The following is a 21552-nucleotide window of genomic DNA, read 5'->3' as shown; positions in this document are numbered from 1 at the left end:
TTATAACAGATTTGATTTTATGTTTTATATTATATAACAAATCTTCAGAAAAGGAAGTTTTTTTTGAAAATTTCATCGTTTTTTTATAAAACTGTATTCTTTCACCCGCATTACACACAAAAAAAGGACCAGTGTTATACAACACTGATCCCCTTTTTATTAAAGTGCTCTAAATAAGAACTGCGCATATTGTTCACGTGTTACTTTCATGTTCGGAGCGAAGTTACCCTTACCATCTCCTATTGAAATACCATTTGAACCTACTGCATTAATCGCATTTTCTGCCCAATGTCCCTTTGGTACATCTTTAAATCCTGCTGGTCCTTGTACCTTTAATCCAAATGCTCTCGTAAGAACTTGCGCCATTTCTGCACGTGTTAACGTATCTTTTGGCCTGAAGTTCCCTTTCTCGTCACCTGTAAAGATACCGAATTCTGTTACTGCTAATACTTCGAACGGAAACATCGTTGAGTTATCATCAACAATATCATTATATGGGCTTTCTAGTTCCTCATCTTCACCAAATTCTTCATCAAGATCAAGTGCACGATAAATTAAAGCTGCTACTTGTTCACGTGTTACGTTATGTCCAAAACCGAACATACCATTTCCATAACCACGCATAATGTCTTGTTCTGCTAAAGTTTGAATTGCTTCATAAGACCAATGTCCTGCTGGTACATCTTTAAAGATAGCTTGACTTGCTTGTTGTGGCTTTGCAGCTACTTCAGCTTTTGCTGTATTCCCCTCGGCACCAAATGCTACTCCACCCATAATTGTTAAAGCTGTTGCTACTTTTAGAATTTTTGTCTTCAAAGTATTCTCTCCCTAAAAACATATTTTTTTCTAATATAAAGAATTAATGAAAGCGTAACAATACAATTCCCATGTGATTTTTGTCTAATTTATGAACTATATTTCATATACTTTTATTTACACTCTATTAATAATAAAGTTACTAAATCGCATATTTAAGCAATAAAAAGTTACTTTATTCAATCTCTTCTTATCCACTAAATTCCAACAAATAAATTATGAACAGAAAATCGATATACTTATAAATAATATAAAACAAGAAAAAAGCGTGGGATTCCCGCGCTTTTTTCTTGTTTTATATTATATTGATATAACTTAAATATCCTTATATTTTAACTTTTATTCATAATTTTCATCTTTTACAGGAAAATAAAAAACAGCTCTATTTAAAAACGTTGCATATTGCTCACGTGTTACAACTGTATTCGGTTCAAATTTCCCATTTCCTGTTCCTACTATGACATGATTAGACTGCAGTGCACTAATTGCATTTTTTGCCCAATGATTATTTTGTACATCTTTAAATGTATGGTTCTTCTTCACCTCAAATGTAAATGCCTTCGTAAGAATTTGAGCCATTTCTGCACGTGTTACTGGTGCAGCTGGTCTAAAGTTTCCTTTTTCATCGCCGTTAAAAATACCATGCTTTGTTAATACTAAAATTTCATCTAAAAACATTGTTGCCCTCTCAGAAATATCTTTATATGGATTTTTTAAAGGTCCTTCTTTTTTCAAATTCAATGTACGATAAAGTACTGCTGCTACTTGTTCTCGTGTTACATTATCTCCTACACCAAACTTACCATTTCCATAGCCTAACATTACTTTATTGTATACTACGTCCATTATATCGTCATATGCCCAGTGGTTTACTGGAACATCATCAAACACAATCATTTCTGGATATTCTTCTGCTTTTACGTTTGGAACATTTGTACTTACAAACAAGCCGCCCATAATAGTTACCGTTGCCATTATACGTAACATGTTCTTCTTCATTGCCCTCTCCCCTTTATCTCCATTTGAAAAAACGGAAAATAATAGACTGAAATCCTTTCCAATATTACATATGTTGCCTTCGCACCCATTATGCAATATATTACATTTAAAAAATCTATTATTGTGAAAATCACTACTAAAGGAGAGCCAATTCGCTCTCAATTTCAATTTTTATGCCGAATTGTACGCAAATCATTTCCCTTTCCTATGGTCGTTTAAAGGTGTTTCTATACATTAAATATTCTACTTTCTAAAAAAGAAATCCTTCACATTTTAAAACTTCATTTTCTAGACAAAAAATGCAAATATATGTTGTTACTCTGTATATTTCGACGTTTCGACAAAGGATATCAACTGAACTACAAAATACGAAAATAATAACCTACCTAATTAATAAAAGCTCATAATGAGCAGAGGATGTCTCCTCTACAAATTATGAGCTTTCTCTTTATCTATTCCATTTTCCCTGAAGAATTATCAATTGATCGTTGTAAAAACTTCGCAAATTGCCCGCGTGTAACGAGCATTTCAGGCTCGAACTTGCCATTTCCCGTTCCAATCGCTACATTATTAGATTGCAATGCGCTAATTGCATCTCTTGCCCAATGGTTTTCTGGTATATCTGTAAATGTATGTGGACTCTTTGTTTTCAACTCATATGCTTTCGTTAAAATTTGTGCTAATTCTGCACGAGTCAGTGTATCTTTCGGACGGAAATTCCCATTTTCGTCACCTTTAAAAATACCGATACTCGTTAAATGTAAAATTTCGTAAGGGAACATTGTTGATTTCCCACTAATATCTCCATATGGGTTTTCATCAAACACACTACGCTTTAAATGAAGTGCACGATGCAATACTGCCGCTGCCTGTTCGCGTGTTATATTATCTTCTGTCCCAAACTTACCATTTCCATACCCATACATAATGCGATGATATACTAAATTCGTAATTTCATCATATGCCCAATGATCTGTTGCTACATCATCAAACTCTATCATAATATTAGGACTAGATTTTTCGATAACATCTGTATTTGCAGACACACCATTTGCACCTACAAATATTCCTCCCATTAAAGTTAACGATGTCGCTACCTTTACTAGCTTTTTCATCTCTCTCATCTACCTTTTCCTTTATTTTCCTACCTTTTATATTGTACAAAAAATAGAAAATTTTTCAATATAATATACCTATTTTTTTACAATTAAGAGCACAAGTTTTCTTTTACCGCTATTTTTTCATCCTTTGTTTTTCGAAAAGTAAATGCCATTCCTACAAATATAAGAACAATCCCTACTACTTGTATACTAGTCGGTCTAAAGCCGGTAAAGACTGTATCTAATAATATTGCAACCGCAGGATCTAAAAACACTAATACCGAGATTAATCTCGTCGATAAACCTCTTAAACTGTCAAAAAATAAGTAATATACAAATCCGGTATGTATAAGTCCTGTTGCTGTGATCATCATCCAGTTCATCTCTGTTAACCCTTGAAACTTGCCAAAATCTACGAATGGTAGCAATAAAAATATACCTAAAAACGTTTGTAAAAAGGTCATCGCATATGCGCTCGTATGCTGAATTCCTTTTCCTAATAAAGTGGTAAAAGCATAAAATACAGCTGCAAGAAGTGCCCATACCATTCCAGATGACATCAGTTTTTCGAGCGATAGACTTCCATCTACTCCAGCTACTAAAACTGTACCGATAAAACAAATGACAATGGACATAACCGCAAACACTGTAAGTCTCTCTTTAAATACAATACTACCAATCATTAATACGATAATGGGTGCAAGGTGATACACTGAAATCGCAATTGTAATCGACATAACTTCAAATGCTTTAAATAAAAATACCCAGTTAAAAACGAGAAATACACCGCATGCCAATATTTGCATTACTTCTTTTTTATTCCATTTTTCACTTTTATACTGTCCTGTTACGAGCCAACATAATGCTAAAAATATAGTCGCACAAATGCAACGAACGAATACTAATTCAAAAGACGGTAAACCTGTTTGAACAGAAAAAAATCCAATTGATCCGAAAATAGACATCGAAAGGATCATTTTTATAGCCGGCATTGATTTTTTATTGAACACCCTTTCTCTCCTCCTATAAACTATCTTTTACAAATGAAAAATCTCCAAAACATTACGTATTATTATATATTACAATCGGAAAATTGTAAAAAATTAGAATTTATTGAGTGATAGCTGCACAAAATTCCCATAAAAAAATCATCCTTTGTTATATAGGATGATTTCTTTATTTATTAAATGGAATTTTTCTATATTAAAACTTAAATATACTACTACTTTTGAAGAGTAAATTGGGCAACTATTTGTTTTAATCCTCCTGCTGCATTATGCATATGTTCAATTGAAACCGAGATCTCTTGAACAGATTTTTCTTGCTGTTGAATAGACTCTTTTACCCTATCAGTTCGGTCAGATGATCTTTGGGAAATTTGAGCCATGTCTTCTGCAGAAGCCGAAATCTCTTCACTACTCGCTGCAATTTCATCTGTAGACATAGATACCGTTTGAATTTGCTCAGATACTTGCTGTACTTTTTCTGTAATTTTTCCAAATACTTTTTCTGTATGCATTACTACTTGTGTACCTGCCTGTACCTCATTATCTACTTTCCCCATCATATGTACCGTATGGTTCGTTGTTCCCATAACTTGAGTAATAAGCTTCTCAATTTGTTTTGCAGAATCACTGGATTGTTCTGCTAATTTTCTTACTTCATCTGCCACAATTGCAAATCCTCTACCACTTTCCCCAGCACGTGCAGCCTCAATTGCGGCGTTTAATGCTAATAAGTTAATTTGAGAGGTAATACCTTGCATAACATCAATGATTTTAACAATTTCTTCTGATTGTTCTTTCATAGTCTCTACTTGGTTCACACCGTTATGTACTGAATTTTGGATTGTATCCATCTGTTGAATCATTTGTTTCATTAATTTGTTACCACTCTCTGCATCTAATGCTGATTGAGCAGACAATTCATTTACAGAGGATGATGTATTCACTATACTCTGCATTCCTTGTGTCAACTCTTCCATCGCACCCGCAGTTTGCTCCATTGCTTGCATTTGACTCTCTGCGCCATTTGCAACTTCTTCAATATCTATAGTGATTTTCTTCGCTGCACCACTAGATACTTCCGATGCAGATACTACTCCGTCTGCATGTTGGAATAAAAGCTGAATATTATTCTCTACTTCTTGCATATTTGTTCTTAGCCCTGCAATCATTTCGTTAAAATCACTTACTAATACACCTAATTCATCCTTAGCATTATACTCACCATGTACAGTTAAATCCCCATCTTTTGCTCTTTCCATCATAAGACTAACCGTTTGTAAAGGGGCAACTATAAGCTTGCTAATAATATAACTTACTATACATATAATGACTGTAGTAACTACTACAAGAATGATAAAAGTAATAACAGACCGCTCTATCATTTTTTGAGAATCTTTAAATACTTGGTCAGCTAAATTTGAAACATACGCTTCTAGATCTACAGCATAACTAGCTAACTCTACTCCCTTCGGTTTTAATTCCTTATGAAATTCGTTTACCATTTGAGATTCATTTGTTAGCTTCGCTTTATCAAACAACTTCTTATATGTATCCATATAACTTGGCAAAGATTTCTTCATCTTCTGAAACAGTTCATCCTCTTGCTTACTTAAATTGAAGCCATCATCATATTCTTTTAATAAAGAATCATATTTTTCAAGATCCTTTTCAATATTACCAATAATCCCCTCTTTATTTGTCGCCTCATTTGGTGACGCTGTAATTAATTCTAGTAAGTTATACTCTAGTGAATTTTGTGTACGAAGCATTCCTTCTAATAAAACTACAGAATGTTGATAATCATCTACTACAACCTCTGTATCATGCTTAATCTTGTTAATAGAATTAATTGCTACGCAGCTCATAATTACCATGCTCAATACTGCTAATGAAATAAGCGATAATAATTTATATTTCACTTTTAAATTTTTTAAAAAATACATTTTTTCACCTTTATTCCTTTATATATAGATTTTTAGAATTTTATAGCTTATTATTTACAAAATCGCAATAAAAAGCAATGATAAATATTCCCAATATAAAACTTATATCTCTAAAAAAGAAGTAGCATAATCGCTACTTCTTTTTGCTTTGTTTCTCATATTGTTCAAACGTATGAATTCTTTCAAAAATTGGTGGATGTGTGTATAGGAAAAACTTCACTAGCGCAGGCGGATTTACTTGGCTTAAACTCGTTTTTGATAAATATTGAAACGTTTTTACACCAGATGCCCCATCTTTTGTCATGTCTAAAGCATATTGATCTGCCGCTCGTTCTTCTATACGAGAAACATAGTTTGTTGCTGGCTGCGATGCAAAAGAGAGTACAGAAGAAATTAAGAAAAATAAAGGTAAAATTGAGAAACATGCTACTTTTGAAATTTGCAGCGTATCTCCCCATTTTCGAATACACATATTGATAATACGACTAATGAGAAACATCCCTATAAACGATAGCAACACATAACTCGCAACGCCCCAATATATATGTTTCATAACATAATGCCCCATTTCATGGGCCATTATAAATAAAATTTCTTTATCTTTTAATTGCTGAAGCGTTGTATCCCACATTACAATGCGCAGGTTTTTTCCAAGCCCCGTTACGTATGCATTTAACGCATTCGTTTTCTCTGACATATTCACTTCATATACGTGTTCAGATGGAATATCAGCTTTATCTGCAAGTGCTAAAATTTTCGTTTCTAATTCTTTATTTTGTAGCGTCGAGAAGTCATTATAAAGTGGGTCAATAACAACCGGCTGCACAAATGTTAAAAAGATTGTAAATGGTACAGAGAGCGCCCATCCTGCTAGCCACCATCGCTTCGGAAATTTACGAATCAGCCATAACAAAACAGTAACAATGAGTAACATCGTCGCATAATTCACCCAAAAATCGATAACGTGATCTTTTATCCAGCTTTGTGTACTTTGCGTTGAAATGCCGTAATCAACGGACACTTTTCGGCTAATCCATTGCATCGGTAGGGCAAGAACTGTTGTGAGTAGTGATAAATAAAAGAAATAAATCGCAACTTGCAGGACACTTATTTTCGTCGTTTCCTTCGACCATTTCTCAAACTTTCTTGAAACACCGAGCACAAGTACAAATAATAAAATAATCCATTCCAGAGGCGTCGCTAAAAAGTACAGTAAGTTTTTCACGCGCGAATAATCTTGGCTTAGCGTAAGCTCCCTTGCATTCATAAACGTTTCTGGATCTGCCTTTGTTCCTTTATACATGTCCGGAATCAGTTCATGATTCCATCCAAATAAATACCAATATATAAGCAACGCAAACCCAACGTACAAAAAAAGCGACCACCCAATAACCTTCCTCACGCTATTCCCTCCTCTATGCTGCCTGTCTATTATTATTGTAAGTTCGTACATGCTAAATTAGAACAAGCTTATTACACGAATTGTTCAAGAGCCTTCTATTTATATAAAAAAACTCTTCTACAAAAAGAAGAGTTTTACCTACCTTTAGACACTTTCTTCGGTTCATACTCTGGGATAAGAAACGTACTTACAACCCAACATATTAAACCAGCGCCTTTTATATAGCGTATATATTCATAGTCTTGAAAAAATAAAGTCGTTACAATAAGCGTAAAAAATCCAATTAAAACTAGTACGTATCCTATTTGCTTCTTAGATAACATAACGCGCCCCCCTTAAGGAAGTACATCCACTAATAAACTAAAATCTTGTAAAGAAAAAGAACTATATTTCATAATACCTTGTACAGCTAAAAGTAAAATAAGACCTGTCACACACATATAATTAACGCTTTCTTCACTCTTTTTTTCAGCAACTATTCCGCCGCTTATACATAATATTCCTAACAAATGGAGTGCTAAATACATAAAGAAATAAGCTTCCTCCCAGCGAAGAATAACATTGACTGTCGTTATCAGCACTATACTAAGCAAAATCAAATAAAAAAACTTATTTGATGATATTGTTTCATTCATATAATTTTATACATCCCTTTCAAATTTAGAATTAATGATGTTTCAAAGCTATAAAGTAAATAATTGTTTTCATACTATAAAACAAAAGGAAAGCCACCATTACTTTCTCGAATATTTTATGAACCCACATATACTTCTCTTCATTTCTTCTGAAGATGCGCTTCATCATTTCTTCTACAATTAGACCAAATATTAATAAAACCCCTAACACAATAAGAAGAGAAATAATATTTTCTTTTACATGAGTACTAGAAAATAAGTAATACTCTGGAAACACAATCGTATCTACTACAGGTTGCACCCAATGACACACGCTTTTATCACACATATCTGTAAGTGACGTAGCATCTATAATGTCTTTCAATATTTTTTCAATTGTCTTCTTCATCTTATTTACTCTCCACTACGTCTGAAAAACTCTTTTCTTGCTCTACATATATAGCTGGCATTTCTTTATTCCAATATTTGCGGTTAACAAATAAAAAGATGAGTACTAAGTTTAATCCTGTTATAAAAATAATAAGCCCTGGAAAGAACGTCGTATAATTTGAGAAATCTGCAAAACTCATGATCTCTTCTTTATTTATTAAAAAAGAAGCACCGATTACAAATGCATTGTTTAACATGTGAATAGCAATTGGCATAAGTAAACTATTCGTACGAATATATACGATTGATAGTACAACGCTAAATACAACTGCGCCTAGGAAATCAACGTGTAACAACGCAAACAATATTGCTACTACAATAATTGCTATACTCGTTCCCCATTTTGCCGCAAAACGTTGCAGTAAAAATCCCCGAAAAACAAATTCACCAATAATTGGTGCGATGAACACGACCATAATAAACTGATATACAAATCCCCCTGTGCTATCTATAATCGGTTCACGTAACGCGTTCATAATAAATTCCGGTGTAATCCAAGCAAAGCTATACATGTACAAAATAAGATATCCATAACTAAACACGGCTAACATAAGTGCAATGTATAAAACTTGCACCAGGTTAAATGTTTCATTTTTATTAATAAATAATGAAAATGAAACACGGTGTTTTCTATACTCAAAAAAAATCCACGTAAACGGAAGGATATAGAATATAAGAATATTTATAAAAGTAGAATTTTGCATATGAAATGTATTTTCTATCAATTCATTACTGACTCTTGCAACTAAAGTTAATAGTGCAAATACAATTAAAAAATATCTAGCTCGCATCGTTTGAAACGGATTCACACTCATCTCCTCCCCTATGTTACTTTTATCATATCATTTGATTCTTAATTTTTTGCGAAAGAAAACCTTAAAATTTCCTTAAAAATTCCATAAGTTATAGAAAGATGATATGATATTCGAGGAAATTAGGAGGGATTTTTATGTATGAAGCAAATATTTTGCTCGTTGATGATGAAACAGCAATTTTACAATTACTAACTACCATTCTTGAAAAAGAAGGTTTTTCTCATATTACAACTGCAACATCCGCTGAAATAGCGTTATCTCTCACTGAGCAAAACGATTACGATTTAATTATTTTAGATGTCATGCTTCCTGGACAATCTGGTTTTGATATTTGTCCGATCATTCGCCAAAAAACAGATTGCCCTATCTTCTTCCTCACAGCTAAAACATCTGATTTAGATAAAATATCCGGATTTTCACATGGTGCAGATGATTATATTACGAAGCCATTTAATCCACTTGAAGTAGTAGCTCGTATGAAAGCACAACTCCGTAGACATATGAAACAAGCAGTACCCAATGAACAAAAAGCACACTCCAGTTCATTTGGCAGATTTGAAATTGATCGATATTCCGCAGAACTTACAGTAGGTGGACAGGTTGTCGAATGTTCCGCCCAGCTATTTCAGCTATTACTCTTCTTTTGCGAGAATCCGAACTACGTATTTTCGAAAGAAGAAATATACGAAAAAGTTTGGGGAGCACCTGCCTACAATGGCGATGACAATACCGTTATGGTCCACATTCGAAAACTACGTGAAAAAATTGAACAAGATCCAAGTAAACCAGAATATATAAAAACTGTTCGCGGACTTGGCTATAAGTTCATTACAAAGTAGGGTGACGATATGAACTTTAATAAACGACTTATTATCCAGTTTATTATGCAACACGTATTTGTTTTGGTTACACTACTAATTGCTGTAGTAGCTGCTTTCACTTATTTAATTTTTCTTGTTACGAGTACTTCATACGAACCGAACATTCCAGACTCTGATAATTTTGTGATTGCAAGATATATCTCTTCAGAAGATGGCGATATTTCATTAAAAGCTGAAGTAAAAGACTTAATTAAAGAGAAAAATGATTGGATTCAAGTTGTAGAGGAAAACGGAAAAGTTCTCTATCACTTTAATACGCCAAATGACGTACCGACATCTTATACGAAAACATCTTTATTCTCATATATACAGAATCACATAGAAAGCCCTTATACATTTACATATTGGGAAATTGAATTAGAAGAAAAAACGTACTTGTTATTTACGGCGGTACGTTAAAAAGCAATGAATTACTGAAATCAATCCAGAAAGAGCACCCTTCTGTATCTACGGGTACATTCACATTAACAGAAGAAGAAAAACAGTTACTTTCTAAAGAAAAAGCAACGCTTCAAATCTTTAATAGTGGCGGCGAAGAAGTATTCTCCTATCCAAATGGAAAGAAAAAAACGTTTTCTGCCATACAAGCTGCTCTTAACGCAAAAGAACCGTGGAATCATAAAGAAAACACGTCTAGCTTTTACGACACAAATAGCAATCATCTTCTCGTTGTAACTGCCAAAAATGAGCACTACTACCCAGATGATGAAATAGAAGATGTATTTGCTAAAAAGTTTCTAATCGGATGCGGATTAATCCTGCTTATCGTATTTGTTTATTTAGTCATTCTTTCTATTTGGTACGGTAATAAATTTGGAAAACCGTTATTGCATGCGATGCGCTGGCTTAAGAATATAGCTGGTGGAAAGTACGAAGAACCTGTTAGTAAAAAAGGGAAACCTGTCAGGTTCCGGCGATCCGGTAAAGAAAAATGGTCATTCCGCTTATTTAGTGATGTGACAAATTCACTAGAGCATCTTTCTATTACACTTAAAAAAAATGATGCAATGAGGCAAGTATTGCAGCAAACACGTGAAGAATGGATTACCGGTCTCACGCATGATTTAAAAACGCCACTTAGCTCTATATATGGCTACGCATTATTACTAGAATCACAGCAGTACAACTGGACTGATCGTGACATTCAACAATTTGGCAGCGTTATGAAAGAGAAATCTCAATATATGACGACATTAATTGATGACTTAAGTTTAACGTATCAATTAAAAAATAACAGTCTTCCTGCGCAGCACGTAAATATTGAAATGAATCAATTCGTCCAAAAAGTATTATTACAATTCATTAATAATCCGACACTTCAAAATCAAAATATTGAATTCGTACCAAGCTCAAACAAAATTCAATATTTCATTGAAGAAAAATGGTTCCAGCGTATTATCGAAAACTTACTCGTAAACGCTGTAAAACATAATAATGAAACGACAAATGTCAGCGTAAAACTTTCCCAAAACGCTACTTCATTTACACTCTCTATTTCAGATAACGGAAAAGGAATGGATGATAAAACGAAAGAGCTTCTCTTTGAGCGCTATTACAGAGGAACAAATACAGAAGAAAGTAACATTGGAACAGGACTTGGCCTCGCCATTACGAAACAGCTCGTTCATGCTCATAATGGAACGATTTCGATTGATAGCGAACTTGGAAAAGGAACGACGATTATACTTGTGTTCCCGTTTCATTCGTAGAAAAGGCGCTATGTGGCGTCTTTTCTTTTTGCGTAGTTCAGCGGTAAATGAAATGCAATGATATAAGCGATTTTCAATATATATCGACTTACCGACAAAAATCGTCAAATATAGGTTGCGATATTAGAAAAGCGAACCACGCAGTGGTTCGCTTTTCCTTCTATTACTTCTTCTTCACCGGTATCCAAAGTTCAATTTGAGCGAACTCACTTTTATCTGCATGGGAACGCTCATCGTATAGCTCAAACTCATTAACGCCGCAATGTTCGTATCCTGAATGCGGGAACCATTCTGAGAATACGGCATTCCACGTTTGGTGGATAGACGATACCATCTCTTCATGAGGAACTTTCGGTGTTGTAAACACGGCGTATGTCGCTGCCGGGAAAGTACGCTTCGCAACTTCATTTGGTACATTTTCAAAGCCTGTAACTTCCATTCCAATTATATAAGTGAAGTCCCCTGTTTCTAAATTAAAATCAGTACATAATCCAAGCTCTACCCATTGACTCGTATCTTTACGATTCGGAATCGTTGTTCCAAGATCTTTCTGTAAATATTCTTGCCAAAATGCTGGGATGTCTTGATGGTTTTTCCCTTCTTTACTTGTCGTCTTCAGTTCATAACCCGCCACTAAAAATTCTGGTTTATTTACAATACGATATTCCATTTGTATGCCTCCTAAATACGGATTTAATTTTCTTTGCTTTACATTCACGCTGTAATACATCGGTGTTTCAATTTCTTGTTTTCGATATTCACTCGGTGTCATTTGAAATAATTTTTTAAAGGCTCTCGTGAACGTTTCATGAGATTGAAAGCCATGCTCAAACGCGATATCAATAACTTTTTCATCCGTATGAGAAAGTTGATAAGCTGCCCGGGCTAACCTCCTCTTTCGAACATACTCCATTACTGTATCGCCTACTAACGCCTGAAATACACGATGAAAATGCGACTCAGAAAAACCTGCAATCCGCGCTAAATTACGCAGCGTCTGTTTTTCCATTACATCTTCTTCAATATAATCAATTGACCTTTGAATTTGTGTTTCATAGCTTTCCATCTCTGTTCACCCGCCTTATATGTATTATGATAAAAGAGAATCCTATCCAATTCTTGACGTTTTTTACTATAATTTTAAAAACAAATGTAACTTTTTTATATGTATTTCGTTGTTATGTATGAAGGGAGGGAAATGTAGTGAAACGCAAACAATCATTAGAAGAAATTTACTCCGAACATATGCAAGATTTATTTCGCTATCTTCTCTCCCTAACCGGAGATTCCCACTACGCGGAAGATCTCATGCAAGAAACATTTTACCGAATGCTCGTCCATATTGATTATTATAAAGGAGAAGAGATTAGGCCGTGGTTATTTACGATTGCCTACAACGCCTTTATCGATTGGTATCGAAAAGAAAAAAGATATAAAACAACGACAGTTGAAGAATTCCATTTACCAAACGTACCAAGTACAGAGCACTCTTATTTTATAAAACACGAGATTGCTAGTTGGTTAGACAGTTTATCTTCGCTTCCCCTTGAAAGACGAAATGTCCTACTACTACGAGATTACTACGGATTCTCTTATAAGGAAATAGCAGAGATGACCGGTCTCTCACTAGCGAAAGTAAAAATTGAATTACACCGAGGACGAAAAGAAACGAAAAGCATAAAGGAGTGATAGTCATGGGTTGTACAGCGTTTAAAAAACTATGGGGGAAGTACGAAAACGGAACGCTCACGCAGGATGAACAAGAAGAGTTAGAAAGTCATATCGAGACTTGCGAAGAGTGTGAAGCACATTTGGATGAATTGCTCGCAAAAACAGAACCAGTTAAGAAAAAATTATCGCCAAAAGATCTTCAAGTTCCTTTTTGGAGAATTAAGTGGAAACATCGATTACAGACGCTTGGTTTCATCCTATCCATTTGTATCGTCATATATATAATCGGCGGAATATTATCCGCCTTTTATTTCCAATCTAATAACGATAAAAGGTTAGAAGAAATAAGAAGTGTTCCTTCTCTTGCACTTGAAGCGACTATGCCAAATAGCCGCGTTATGGGCGGTGGAACAAGTGTAGAAGCTTTTTTCCGTACGAACAGCCACTTTGATGTAGTAAAAACGGTCGGTAAAAAAGAAATACCACTCGGGACATTAGAAACGAGTAGCTTCTTATCATCTGTAAATGTCCTAAATAACTCTTGGATGAATACATTCTATCAGCCAAAGCTCTTCTTTGTTCACCCAAAAACAGAACAGGGTGATTATTTAAAGGAATCTTCAAAGAAGGTATGGGATACACTTGCAAAAGTACATGAAGGAACCGTTGCAGAAATAGCAATTTCTTTTGACAAAGCTTACACTTTAAAGGAGCTAGAACCACTTTTATATAACGTATTTGAAGCACAAGAACTCCCTCCAACTCCTTTATGGTACGCTTTAGATACGGGACAAGAAAAAACAAATGTAGAAGACCACATCCTACATGGCGGAGAAGCTATAGGCTTTCCAGAACATATAAGATTCCTAGATAGTGATACAGAGAATCAGAAAACGCCAGAAGATAAAGTTATCGAAATGATGCGTATTCTTTCTACACATACGGAAACGGTAAGTAAAATAGCTATAATTCCTGAGAAAGAACTAAAATTAGATAAGCGCTACCAGTATGTAAAAGATAATGGCGTTAAAGTATACGGCATGGTCATTACTGGCCCGTCAAAAGAGTTATTAAAATTACAAAACTCACCGAATGTGCGTTATGCGACTCTTGGGGATATTGAGGATTGGAATTGGTTTGATTATTAATGAGGAAAAGGAGAGCAAAGATATGCTCTCCTTTTTAATTCGAAATCACTTTCACATACATCCCTCCCACCGCTTTTTCATAAGCAATTTCGCTCATCTGCCTTATGTTTTCTGATACGACAGACGATGAAACAATTTCACCTTCATGAAGTAATGGCGGATCAATGAGTCGGACTTTATTTTTCTGATACAAATCATAATCGTTTCTATCTTCTATTACTTTTACATTTGGATGGACTTTACTTAATAAAGCATGTACTTCTCGATCGTTACATTGCTGCAATTTTGAAATAAGCGACTCATCTTCAAGAAGGAAATCATCTGCATGAATAACCTTTTTATGAAGAGCTAACTTTAACGTCTTAGCTAACATGTCGTTTCCGTAAATATTCATTGGGTTCATAAAGAAATCGATTACTTCTTTGTAATACGTTTCTGTAAACCATTCTGCCATTTCGACACTTTGAACAACCATTTTCCCATCTACAGCGATGACATCTTCTAAAAAACTGTGAACTTCTTCTAAAGAAACATACCCATATGTATACATATCTCGTAACGTATAATCCACTCGGTCTGCACATAATTCTGGTGCTGACCTTTCCAGTAATGTCCACTTCGAATCATCTAATAAAATATCTTCATAGTTATAACCATACTTTGAAAGAATCGCTGGAATTTCTGAGTTTTTCACGACAGAACTAAATATCTCTTCATGATAACTTTCACCCTCATTATGAAAAACGTAATCAATCACGTGGGAAAAAGCAGTATGTGATACGTCATGCAGTAAACCTGCAATTTGTTCTTCTACTGAACCACCTAGTTTTTTCACTAACAACATAACACCAACTGAATGATCAAAGCGCGTTACATTCCATTTCTCGCTCATTAAATAACTTGCACCGTTTTGATGGATGCCTTTCAACCTTTGCACAGGCTTGCTTAAAATTAACTCTTCTACTACTTGATCCACTTTAAACTCACCGTAAATAACATCTGATATAACCACTTATAATCCCCCTTTATTTCAGCAGAGTCTTCTAATCGTACCTCTTTTATGAAATCGACATCAACAAAAATATTAAATCTAAATATTTTTATATAATTTTATAATTATTATATATTATACATGTCTGTTATTTCTTTTAATTCATTTGAATTGCGAACATTACGTTAGAAATAGGAGCATACATATTCCAGCGAGAAAAAGGATAAGATTGCCAGTTTTATTGTTTTTTGATTTAATACAGGTATGGCCGTCAAGGAAAAGAGGGGAAACATGAAAAAGATTTTCTTCACCATTCTATTCATCATTATTGTATTAATTAGTTTAGGATATTGGAAGTTCTTTACTTTATCTGGGGTTTCAGGCGGTGAAAAAATTCAATCCATACACTCCCCAGATAAAACGTATACTTTACATATATACAGGCATAATGGCGGTGCAACGACTAGCTTTGCTATAAGAGGAGAGCTTGTAGCAAATAATAAAAAATTTATGAACACGAAAAATATATACTGGAATTATCGTGAAGAAGATGCAACTGCACAGTGGTTAGACAATCATACAGTAATGATTAATAAACATAAATTACATGTAGAGACGGATACGTATGATTTTAGAAAAAACTAGTTTTACAGTTATAGTACGAAAGGTCGGGAATCTATGGACAGTTATTTTCCAAAAATGGGGAAGTTAATTGGTGGATTATGTGTACTTGTCATTTTGCTTTCATCGCTTTGGCTTATATGGATTGGCGAAACAAATATTCGTTATAGTGGAGATCATACGGGCACGATGCCTTTTTGGCACAAGTGGATCCCTGTTATAATCGGTATACTTCTTGTCCGTTTCTTACCGTTTTATCATAAAAACTATAATCCTCTTCGACAGTTTGAACAAAGGCGCATCATGATTCAAGCTATTGTCTTGTTCTTGAGCGGATCCCTCTTCACAATTAGTCTTCTCACCACAAACTTTGAAGGGATGGCATTACAATTTTGGTTTATGATATTTAAAATCATTTTATTATTATTCACGCCATTCATGCTTCTTTTGTTTTATAAAAGTAATCCCCAAAAAGAGAAACTAAAATCTATGAAATCAATAGAGAATCATAAATGGTATCGTTTTACACCACTTATTGTCATTATAATATGGGGATACTTCAACTTCTTTTCTACATTCTCTACACCATTTGTTCCGGCTAAAATGGAACCCATGGTTTTAATATTAATTTTACTTGTAGGCTTTCTTATAAATAGTTTACTGGAAGAGTTTTTTTATAGGGTTTGGTTGCAAACACGTTTGGAATTATTACTAGGCACTTGGCCGGCTATTCTTCTTACCTCATTGTTATGGGCGAGCTGGCATATTGCATTACACGGCTCTGGTCATTGGGATATTGATACCGCTACGGTTATTGTGAACCTTGGTATCGTAGGTCTATTTCTTGGATATTTGTGGGCACGTTATCGTAAAGTATGGGCAATTATTATTGTCCATGGACTAATTAATGCACATCCACTACAACTAATTGAAATTTTATTCAAGTAACGGGCGCGATTGCGAAACAAAAAAGGATTATACATATGAGTCATGTATAATCCTTTTTTTACAATTCAAATCCTAGTAACGGATGAAAATTTCAGCTTACTGCGTATGTGATTCTACTTCTAAATAAGTAAAATTTTATAACACTACTCAAACGTAACTTCCACCTGTACAATCTCTGACCTACTTCCAAGTCGAAGCGGTGGTCCCCAGAATCCGAAACCAGAAGAAACAATCGCGTGGAATGTGCCTTTTTGTACGTATCCCCAGTCTAATTCGTACATTCTTCTCGTTACAATATGATTCGGTGCCATTTGTCCGCGGTGCGTGTGGCCGGATAATAGTAAATCGACGCCAGCATCCGCCGCTTGTTTCAACTCGAATGGTTGGTGATCCATTGCGATTACTGGCATAGATTTATTTACCGTACTCATTAAACTTTCAAAGCTTTGGCGATCTCGCTCTGTTTTATCTCTTCTTCCAACGAGATAAAAATGATCTTCAATTGTAATCACTTCATCTAACAGAATACGAATATCAATCTTATCCATCTCTTGTAAAAATTCAGGAACCGCTCGTCCGTAATATTCGTGGTTTCCTAGCACACCATATACGCCTAATGGAGCTTTCATTTGTTTCATAATTGGTCCCATATTTTTTTGAATGAACACACCTGGATGATCATCAATAATATCACCTGGCAGTAAAATAATATCAGGCTCCATCTCATTTATATGACGGACAAGTCTTTTTAAATGCGAAACACCAGATAATTTACCGAAATGCATATCCGAAGCCATCGCAATACGTAAGCTTTTACGTCCCTCTACTTTTTTCGGGATGTGCACCTCGTACTTTCTTACTACTGGGCTATATGCGTTGAATACCCCATATGCAAAAATAAAGATAAACGCAAGTAACACGGCCGCTCCTGTCCAAATAATTGCCGCTTCTTTCTCTACTGAAAACTGTAAAAGAAAGACTGTGATATCAGCAATTGGCAACAACATCAGCGCGTATTGGATAACCGCAAACCAAATCGAACCAATCGTTCGTAGGAATGGAAGGAACTTAAACACTTGCACGAGAATGTACGCATATGAAATAAATCCGACTACGAAAGCGTAATATCCCCAAGACTCCCAGCCAAATACCGCATGAAGCCAAACCCAGCCGTTCCAGCCGATGTAAAACATGAGTAGTGTGTATACAATTAAAATAGTGAATATATTGAGATAACGAAAATTTTTCACTGATAGCCTCCTTATTGATTTCTTCTATTATATCTTGTTATGCACGTTTAACGTAAATATTAAGCACAGCAATCTTCACAATAAAAACCTCTAACTGCTAGATGCAAACCTAACAATTAGAGGTGCCATTCAAAACAAAATTACTTTTACAGATTTTCGTTATAGAAACTTGTTAATTTTTCAACTGCAATTTTTACTGGTTCTGGTTGGTCGTATAAATCGTAATGACTCGTATCTTCCACAACAAGTAAATCTTTTTTCTCTGAAGCTGCTTTCTCATACAGCTCATGACCATCTTTATAAGAACCGAATGCACCTTGCTTACTGCCGACAATAATTTGTAACGGCTGTGTTAATAGTGTATCTGTTAAATGGAACGCATCAAAGCCAATTACCGATCCCATGCTCGTAAAGTTTAACTTATTTGGCGAGTTAACACTTTGCCCTCGCGGTGTTGTATAATACTCAACTGCTTCTACAATATCTATATCCGTCATACTTGCTGCCTTTAATTCCTCCTCATTTTTAGGAATCCAGTTTGTAATCATCGCTTCTGCTCCGCGTGCTTCAGCAGTACGTTGTTTACCAATCGCCTCTAACACCCCAATCGGATCAGCTTCACGGTTTAATCGGCCGATATTTGCACCAACAACTGTGCCAACTGCTTTAATACGGCGCTCCGTCATTGCGGCATTTACCGTATAACCACCGCCTGCACAAACGCCTAACACACCGATACGTTCTTCATCTACATAAGGAAGAGTAGTTACATAATCTACCGCTGAGCGAATATCTTCAACGCGCGCAGCTGGTTCTTCCATATATCTCGGCGCCCCTTCACTTTCACCTTGATATGATGTATCAAACGCAAGCGTTACATAACCTTGTTCTGCTAATTTCTCCGCATATAATCCTGCTGTTTGATCTTTACAGCTACTACCTGGATGCACACAAACAATCGCTGCATTTTGTTTCTTTTCCTCAGCACCTACAGGAATATTTAAAACACCTGCAACTTGTAATCCTCTTGCATAAAAATGAACATTTCTCTTCGTAACTGCCATATATAAAACCACCCTTACTTTATTTTTAATTTACACTTGTGAGAGTTAATACTCACGTGTATATTTATAATAAAGCGAGCAACCACTTGTTTCAATGACCACATTTACGCATTTGGGTGATAATACACACATAAAGAAATATGTGTATCAATAACGGAGGAACATCATATGGAGAAAATCGATAGAAGAATTATAAAATCACAAAACGCCATTCAATCCGCATTTATAGAAATGTTAATTGAAGATGGCTTTGACGAAATTACAGTAAAAAACATTACAGAAAAAGCGAACATCGGAAGAAAAACTTTCTACCTACACTACCTAGATAAATACAATTTATTAGACAAAATTGTGGACGACCATTTAAATCAATTAAGAGAAATATGCGATATAAAACAAACAAAAGGCTATATAGAAGGAACTGTCATATGGTTTGAATACTTCAAAGAACACAAACCATTTTTCGCAGCGTTATTTAGAAGCAACAGCACATTATCATTTCAGAAAAAGTTCCTAACGTTCATCATGGGTGAACTAGAAAAAAAATTAAACACAAATACATCCGTAAATAAAAATATTGATAAACATATCGTTTTAAAATTTTTAGGAACAGCTGTCATGGGCATTTTGGAATCTTACGTATTGGATGAAATTGATAATGATGTTGAGTATGTTGCGACGCAAGTTGGGGAATTGATGGGGAGGAATATATAACGGTTATGAAAAAGTGCACCCGAATTGTTGGGTGCACTTTCATTCTCAACGTAAAAACTTTTATAGCTTTTATTTTAATAATCCGTTCTTTTGCATAACAAACAAATACTGACTTTTCCGAACATAAAGATACTATATAGTACTCGTCTTCAAAATGACCTACTATATACTCCCATCGATATCAAAAACTTGTAAAATATCTTGCTCTAACTTTATTGCATTAAAATCAGACTTCGCCTTTTCCCCTAGTATTCTAATAGATTGAATAATGTTTTTTAGTATTAATATTTTCCTCGCGGAATAATTTGCCGTTGAAAATGTTTCATAGTCAATCCTTAATCGAAAGTCTGCTACTTTACTCTTCTTTTTAAAAAGCTTTCTTTAAAGAAACCCGCAGCTTCATATTTCGGAGTTATTTTAACCACTATAGGAATTATAGATATTTTTTCTACCTCACTCCCATAATTATTATTATTTAATTTTTCAAGTTCACTGCTTATTTCTGAAATAATATTTATAAATTCTTCAGCAATGTCACCTTCTAATTCACCACTTAAAAAAATCTCATAATCACTCGTCCTTTTCAATAATCGCTTTTATTTAGCGGGGGACGTTTCCCATTATTTTTCTTTTTATATGATAAAATCTTTTTATATTGCTATTCGCATCATACATTAACGATTTGTTTCTAAATTTTACAAGTTAATTTCCGTCATCACTCTAATTTTATCAATCAAGAAATTCAATTCACCCAATCTTCATATAATACTAACGTATGAGACTTTAAAAATATCACTCAACTTAAAATCTAAATTCTCGAAATCATATGTAGAAAAAGAAGAGCCACTCTCAGCTCTTCTTTTTTTAAAAATCCTTATATTATCATCAATAATTATTTTCTTCTTAATCTCTCAAGTACTTAGACACTAAGTTATAATAAAATGAAACTTTAATCAGTGGGGGTTTTCTTCATCCCCCACTGATTATTAGTTGAACCAATCGGACTTTTATGGGCAGTTGATCCCCCACCTAAATTCTTTGATTTCGCTGAATTTTGAGGGGGGGCTTACTGCCCATTAAAGCGTGATAAATTATTATCCAAAATAACTATATACATCATAAAAAATCGAATATAATATAGCTGCCCCTACACCGATCGAAAATATCTTAAACAAATAAAAACTGAAAGACAGTACGATTGGGAATGGTGTTAATAAAGAAAATAACAGTGAGTTAACACGCTGCTTTTTAAAAGTTTCTTTATCTATTATAATTCCAAAAATTATAATTCCACAGGCTATAAAAAAACACAGTACCATAAAAAAAATGTCTTCCATATATCTCTCCTACTTTATGATTTTTTAAAGGACCTTATCCATTAAGTGAAAAATATATTTTCACTTTAATAA

21 protein-coding genes and 3 pseudogenes are annotated in these 21552 nt (G+C 34.5%); 7 read left to right on the top strand and 17 right to left on the bottom strand.

The window, feature by feature from the left end; translation table 11 throughout:
• Positions 1–159 precede the first annotated feature (159 nt).
• The 11 genes and pseudogenes from PDL00_RS19240 to PDL00_RS19195 form a co-directional block, all read right to left on the bottom strand.
• Positions 160–816 (bottom strand): S-layer homology domain-containing protein, encoded by a 657-nt coding sequence (locus PDL00_RS19240; RefSeq protein WP_242251604.1) that lies wholly within the window; start codon positions 814–816, stop codon positions 160–162.
• A 339-nt stretch (positions 817–1155) separates the two neighbouring features.
• Positions 1156–1815, bottom strand: coding sequence for an S-layer homology domain-containing protein (locus PDL00_RS19235; protein ID WP_270730715.1), 660 nt, complete (start codon positions 1813–1815; stop codon positions 1156–1158).
• 452 nt (positions 1816–2267) lie between these two features.
• Entirely contained in the window at positions 2268–2939 is a 672-nt protein-coding gene (locus PDL00_RS19230; RefSeq protein ID WP_242251608.1) for an S-layer homology domain-containing protein, read from the bottom strand.
• An 83-nt stretch (positions 2940–3022) separates the two neighbouring features.
• On the bottom strand, positions 3023–3925 hold the full coding sequence (locus PDL00_RS19225; protein ID WP_242251612.1) for a DMT family transporter: 903 nt from the start codon (positions 3923–3925) through the stop codon (positions 3023–3025).
• A gap of 212 nt (positions 3926–4137) precedes the next feature.
• Positions 4138–4929, bottom strand: coding sequence for a methyl-accepting chemotaxis protein (locus PDL00_RS34880; protein WP_442868341.1), 792 nt, complete (start codon positions 4927–4929; stop codon positions 4138–4140).
• A 156-nt stretch (positions 4930–5085) separates the two neighbouring features.
• Positions 5086–5865: pseudogene (locus tag PDL00_RS34875) on the bottom strand (MCP four helix bundle domain-containing protein); the annotation flags it as partial.
• A 133-nt stretch (positions 5866–5998) separates the two neighbouring features.
• The gene (locus PDL00_RS19215) at positions 5999–7267 is read right to left on the bottom strand and encodes a M48 family metallopeptidase (protein WP_270730709.1); all 1269 of its coding nucleotides are present in this window, start codon (positions 7265–7267) and stop codon (positions 5999–6001) included.
• Positions 7268–7401: 134 nt separating this feature from the next.
• Positions 7402–7590: a hypothetical protein gene (locus PDL00_RS19210; RefSeq protein ID WP_016088942.1), complete on the bottom strand. Its 189-nt coding sequence runs from the start codon at positions 7588–7590 to the stop codon at positions 7402–7404.
• Between the two features lie 12 nt (positions 7591–7602).
• Entirely contained in the window at positions 7603–7902 is a 300-nt protein-coding gene (locus PDL00_RS19205) for a hypothetical protein (protein ID WP_001006046.1), read from the bottom strand.
• 31 nt (positions 7903–7933) lie between these two features.
• Positions 7934–8290, bottom strand: coding sequence for a hypothetical protein (locus PDL00_RS19200; protein ID WP_242251618.1), 357 nt, complete (start codon positions 8288–8290; stop codon positions 7934–7936).
• Position 8291: 1 nt separating this feature from the next.
• Positions 8292–9140 (bottom strand): CPBP family intramembrane glutamic endopeptidase, encoded by an 849-nt coding sequence (locus PDL00_RS19195; protein ID WP_242251620.1) that lies wholly within the window; start codon positions 9138–9140, stop codon positions 8292–8294.
• A 140-nt stretch (positions 9141–9280) separates the two neighbouring features.
• Here PDL00_RS19195 and PDL00_RS19190 point away from each other — a divergent pair, with 140 nt between their 5' ends.
• Positions 9281–9985, top strand: a complete 705-nt coding sequence (locus tag PDL00_RS19190) for a response regulator transcription factor (RefSeq protein WP_061676517.1) — start codon at positions 9281–9283, stop codon at positions 9983–9985.
• Positions 9986–9994: 9 nt separating this feature from the next.
• Positions 9995–11736, top strand: a pseudogene (locus PDL00_RS19185) (sensor histidine kinase).
• A gap of 163 nt (positions 11737–11899) precedes the next feature.
• Here the strand turns inward: PDL00_RS19185 and PDL00_RS19180 are convergent.
• Positions 11900–12802, bottom strand: a complete 903-nt coding sequence (locus PDL00_RS19180) for an AraC family transcriptional regulator (protein ID WP_061676519.1) — start codon at positions 12800–12802, stop codon at positions 11900–11902.
• A 137-nt stretch (positions 12803–12939) separates the two neighbouring features.
• Between PDL00_RS19180 and PDL00_RS19175 the strand changes: the two genes are divergently transcribed.
• Together PDL00_RS19175 and PDL00_RS19170 are read left to right on the top strand one after the other, a co-directional pair.
• Positions 12940–13425 carry an RNA polymerase sigma factor gene (locus PDL00_RS19175; RefSeq protein WP_270730704.1) on the top strand — a complete coding sequence of 162 codons (486 nt, stop codon included), beginning with the start codon at positions 12940–12942 and terminating at the stop codon, positions 13423–13425.
• Between the two features lie 5 nt (positions 13426–13430).
• Positions 13431–14555, top strand: coding sequence for an anti-sigma factor (locus PDL00_RS19170; protein WP_270730702.1), 1125 nt, complete (start codon positions 13431–13433; stop codon positions 14553–14555).
• Between the two features lie 34 nt (positions 14556–14589).
• On the opposite strand, the gene PDL00_RS19165 is transcribed toward PDL00_RS19170, so the two are convergent.
• Positions 14590–15567: an HD domain-containing protein gene (locus PDL00_RS19165; protein ID WP_270730701.1), complete on the bottom strand. Its 978-nt coding sequence runs from the start codon at positions 15565–15567 to the stop codon at positions 14590–14592.
• Positions 15568–15837: 270 nt separating this feature from the next.
• Here PDL00_RS19165 and PDL00_RS19160 point away from each other — a divergent pair, with 270 nt between their 5' ends.
• A complete protein-coding gene (locus PDL00_RS19160) occupies positions 15838–16191 on the top strand; it encodes a DUF5412 family protein (RefSeq protein ID WP_270730699.1) in 354 nt (117 codons plus the stop codon).
• Between the two features lie 33 nt (positions 16192–16224).
• Positions 16225–17115 carry a type II CAAX endopeptidase family protein gene (locus tag PDL00_RS19155; protein WP_270730697.1) on the top strand — a complete coding sequence of 297 codons (891 nt, stop codon included), beginning with the start codon at positions 16225–16227 and terminating at the stop codon, positions 17113–17115.
• 143 nt (positions 17116–17258) lie between these two features.
• Here the strand turns inward: PDL00_RS19155 and PDL00_RS19150 are convergent, their stop codons facing one another.
• Both PDL00_RS19150 and PDL00_RS19145 read right to left on the bottom strand, forming a co-directional pair.
• Positions 17259–18365, bottom strand: coding sequence for a metallophosphoesterase (locus PDL00_RS19150; protein WP_270730693.1), 1107 nt, complete (start codon positions 18363–18365; stop codon positions 17259–17261).
• A gap of 146 nt (positions 18366–18511) precedes the next feature.
• Positions 18512–19429, bottom strand: coding sequence for an alpha/beta hydrolase (locus PDL00_RS19145; protein WP_270730691.1), 918 nt, complete (start codon positions 19427–19429; stop codon positions 18512–18514).
• 168 nt (positions 19430–19597) lie between these two features.
• Here PDL00_RS19145 and PDL00_RS19140 point away from each other — a divergent pair, with 168 nt between their 5' ends.
• Entirely contained in the window at positions 19598–20143 is a 546-nt protein-coding gene (locus tag PDL00_RS19140) for a TetR/AcrR family transcriptional regulator (RefSeq protein WP_270730689.1), read from the top strand.
• A 162-nt stretch (positions 20144–20305) separates the two neighbouring features.
• Here PDL00_RS19140 and PDL00_RS19135 read toward each other — a convergent pair.
• Positions 20306–20706 (bottom strand): annotated as a pseudogene (locus PDL00_RS19135) (Imm44 family immunity protein).
• Positions 20707–21237: 531 nt separating this feature from the next.
• Positions 21238–21480 carry a protoheme IX farnesyltransferase gene (locus PDL00_RS19130; protein WP_243499565.1) on the bottom strand — a complete coding sequence of 81 codons (243 nt, stop codon included), beginning with the start codon at positions 21478–21480 and terminating at the stop codon, positions 21238–21240.
• Positions 21481–21552 lie beyond the last annotated feature (72 nt).

Origin of the sequence: Bacillus cereus group sp. TH152-1LC (assembly GCF_027710505.1) — a bacterium.
Lineage (GTDB): Bacteria > Bacillota > Bacilli > Bacillales > Bacillaceae_G > Bacillus_A > Bacillus_A mobilis.
The sequence above is the reverse complement of the archived record's forward strand: the minus strand, read 5'-3'. Positions and strand labels throughout refer to the sequence as shown.